Consider the following 3,565-nt stretch of genomic DNA (forward strand, 5'->3'; position numbering starts at 1 on the left):
CCCCCCCCCCCCCCCCCACTACCGCATCTGCGTAGAACCCACGTGCACGGCACCGACACGGGTGGTTTACATCGCCGGACTGAAGCTGGCTGTCCCCTGCCCCGTCACAGGAATCTCCATGGCCCGCCCAATCTGGACCGGCACGCTGTCCTTCGGACTGCTCAATGTGCCGGTGTCACTCATGTCCGGCGAACGCAAGGTCGACCTGCAGTTCCGCATGCTCGATTCGCGCGACCGCAAGCCGATCCGCTTCGAGCGGGTCAACGCCGATACCGGCGAGGAAGTGCCCTGGAAGGACATCGTCAAAGCCTACGAGTACGATAAGGGCAGCTACGTGGTGCTGGAGGAAGGCGATATCCGCTCGGCGGCGCCGGAGAGCCACGAAGCGGTGGAAGTGGAATCGTTCGTGGATGCGGCGCAGATCGATCCGCGCTACTACGAGAAGCCGTATCTCCTGGTGCCAGGCAAGAAGGCCGAGAAGGGCTATGTGCTGCTGCGCGAGACGCTGCGCAAAACCGGCAAGGTGGGCATCGCGCGGGTGGTGGTACGCACGCGTGAGTACCTGTGCGCGGTAATGCCGCAGGCAGACGCGCTGGTGCTGATGATCCTGCGCTATCCGCAGGAACTGGTGGATCCGGACGACTACGCGCTGCCCGGCGGGAAATTGTCCGACTACCGCATCACCGGCAAGGAAACGGCGATGGCCGAGCAACTGATCGAGTCCATGGCCGGTGATTGGGACCCCTCGCAGTACCACGATGAGTTCCGCGAGCGCCTGCAGCAGGTGCTGAACAAGCGTATCAAGTCCAAGGGCGGCACCACCCGGGTGGAAGAGGAGCCGGCCCCGCATGAGGATGCTGCCACCAACGTGGTCGACTTCATGGCGCTGCTGCAGAAGAGCCTGGATGCGAACACGCGCACGCCTGCGAAGAAGACGGCAACGCGCAAGGCACCCGCGAAGAAGCCTGCGAAGAAAGCCGCGCGGAAGGCCACCAAGAAGGCCACAAAGAAGACCGCACCGCGGCGCAAGGCAGGTTGAGCCATGTCGCTGCACCAGTACCGGCGCAAGCGTCGCCTCGGCAGAGGCAGCGGTCAGACGCCGGAGCCTGACGACACCCCCGCCCACGGTGACCCGAAGCGACGGCCAACGTTCGTCATCCAGCTGCATCACGCCAGTTCGCGCCACTACGATTTCCGCCTGGAAATGGACGGTGTACTGAAGAGCTGGGCCGTGCCGAAGGGGCCTTCGCTGCGCGTTGGCGAGAAGCGGTTGGCGGTGGAAGTGGAAGACCATCCGCTGTCCTATGCCGGCTTCGAGGGCGACATCCCTGAAGGTCATTACGGTGCCGGCCACGTGGAGGTCTTCGATCATGGCACCTGGGCCTGTGAAGGTGATCCATTGCAGGCGCTGGCGGCGGGCAAGATCGACTTCGTGCTGCACGGGCAGCGGTTGGCCGGCAGTTGGAAGCTGGTGCGCACGGCGATGAAGGGGCGCCAGGTGCAATGGCTGCTGATCAAGCGCGATGATGAGCAAGCGCGCGATGCCGAAGCGGACGATCTATTGGAAGCGCCCGTGCCGAAACGCTCATCGGCGGTGAAGGCGCGCACGGCAGGAAGGACAGAGCGCGCTACGCCGGCCGCACGCAGGACTACCCGCAAGGCCGATGCACACTGGCATGCGCGGGCGCTGAAACTGGATGGTGCACGTGACACGCCCTACCCACGCGCCTTCAAACCGCAATTGACCGATCACCGCGACACCGCGCCGGATGGCCAGCACTGGCTGTATGAGATCAAGTGGGACGGCTATCGACTGTTGGCTGATCTGCACGATGGCGAAGTGAAACTGCGTTCGCGCAACGGCCTGGACTGGACGGCCGATTTTCCCGAAGTCGTGCAGGCCATCCGGGCGCTGCCGGTGCGCGATGCGCGCCTGGACGGTGAACTGGTGGTACTGGATGCGCAGGGCCGCAGTGACTTCGCAGCACTGCAACGGGTGATCGACGGCAGTTCGAAACAGCCGCTGCGCTACATCGTCTTCGACCTGCCAGGTGTTGCCGGTGCCGACATCAGCCACGCGCCCTTGCTGGAACGCAAGGCGCTGCTGAAAGCGCTGCTGGGCAATGTACCCGGCATCCTCGCCTTCAGCGAGCATGTGATCGATCACGGGCCACAGGTGTTCGCTGCCAGTGGCAAGGCGGGTTTCGAGGGCATCGTGAGCAAGCAGGTGGATGCTCCGTATGTGAATGCCCGTGCGCGCAGCTGGGTCAAGGTCAAGCACGAGGACACCGACGAGTTCGTGATCGTCGGTCACACGGCACCAAAGGGTTCGCGGGTGGGATTCGGCTCGTTGCTTCTGGCCGCGCAGGACAAGGCCGGCCTGCGCTATGTCGGTCGCGTGGGCACCGGCTTCGACGATGAACGCCTGCGCGCGCTGCACAAGGCACTGCAGCCGCTGGCGGTGAAGACCCCCGTGCTGCCGTTGCCGGCGCATGTGCCGTTCAGCGCCGCCAGCGTGCGCTGGGTGAAGCCGGTGGCGGTGGCCGAGGTCGCCTTCCGTGGCTGGGGCAAGGAAGGGCTGCTGCGCCAGGCCAGCTTCAAGCGGCTGCGCAACGACAAGCAGGTGGAGGACCTGGAAGTGAACGCTGCAGACGTGGACAGCGTGGGCGAGGTGCAGATCACGCACCCCGAACGCGTGGTATTCCCGGATCAGAAACTCAGCAAGGGCGACGTGGCCGACTACTACCGGCAGATGGCGCGCTGGATCCTGCCGGAGATTGCCGGCAGGCCGTTGTCAGTGCTGCGCTGTCCCGACGGTGTCGGCAAGACCTGCTTCTTCCAGAAGCACCATGGCCCCGGGCTGGGTGATGCCGTGCATGCGGTGCCCCTGCAGCAGAAGAGCGGACGCGAGGACTACGTCTACATCGACAACGCGCGTGGCCTGCTCCAGCTGGTGCAGATGAACACGCTGGAGCTGCATCCGTGGGGGGCGACGGTAGACGACCCGGAGCATCCGGACCGCCTGGTGTTCGATCTCGACCCCGGCGACGGCGTGAGCTGGGCGCAGGTGAAAGCGGGGGCGCGTGATGTCCGCGACCGCCTGCTGCAGATCGGCCTGCAGAGCTTCGTGCGGCTGTCTGGCGGCAAGGGCGTGCACGTGGTGGTGCCGCTGCAGCCGAAGGCGGACTGGGAGCAGGCCAAGGCGTTCTGCGAGGCATTCGCGCAGGCGATGGCACTGCAGCAGCCTGATCGCTACGTAGCGACGATGAGCAAGGCGAAGCGCAGCGGTGTGATCTTCATCGATTGGCTGCGCAACACGCGCGGTGCTACCAGCGTGTGTTCGTGGTCATTGCGGGCGCGCGCGAACGCTGGCGTGGCGGTGCCGTTGCGCTGGGAGGAACTGGCAAAGGTGACCGCCGCCGATGCGTTCCCGATGGCCAGGGCGCTGGCGCGCGCGAAACGGCTGAAGGGCGACCCCTGGCACGGCATCGAACGGTTGAAGCAGACGCTGCCGTCGCTGAAGCGGTAGTGCCGGCCGCTGGCCGGCAACCTCGGCCATCCCACA

The 3,565-nt window shown here is 65.6% G+C and carries 2 protein-coding genes; both read left to right on the forward strand.

Annotated features, from left to right (window positions below; all coding sequences use genetic code 11):
- Positions 1-118 precede the first annotated feature (118 nt).
- Positions 119-1,039 (forward strand): Ku protein, encoded by a 921-nt coding sequence (locus QRO93_RS21210; RefSeq protein ID WP_180878547.1) that lies wholly within the window; start codon positions 119-121, stop codon positions 1,037-1,039.
- 3 nt (positions 1,040-1,042) lie between these two features.
- Complete coding sequence (ligD, locus tag QRO93_RS21215) at positions 1,043-3,529, forward strand: DNA ligase D (protein WP_180878548.1); 2,487 nt, start codon at positions 1,043-1,045, stop codon at positions 3,527-3,529.
- Positions 3,530-3,565 lie beyond the last annotated feature (36 nt).

Origin of the sequence: Stenotrophomonas maltophilia group sp. Smal17 (assembly GCF_030237045.1) — a bacterium.
GTDB lineage: Bacteria > Pseudomonadota > Gammaproteobacteria > Xanthomonadales > Xanthomonadaceae > Stenotrophomonas > Stenotrophomonas forensis.

Excerpts from the sequence above, each read along its gene's own strand:
- QRO93_RS21210 (WP_180878547.1), top strand. The coding sequence starts at position 119 with ATGGCCCGCCCAATCTGGACCGGCACGCTGTCCTTCGGACTGCTCAAT.
- ligD (WP_180878548.1), top strand. The coding sequence starts at position 1,043 with ATGTCGCTGCACCAGTACCGGCGCAAGCGTCGCCTCGGCAGAGGCAGC.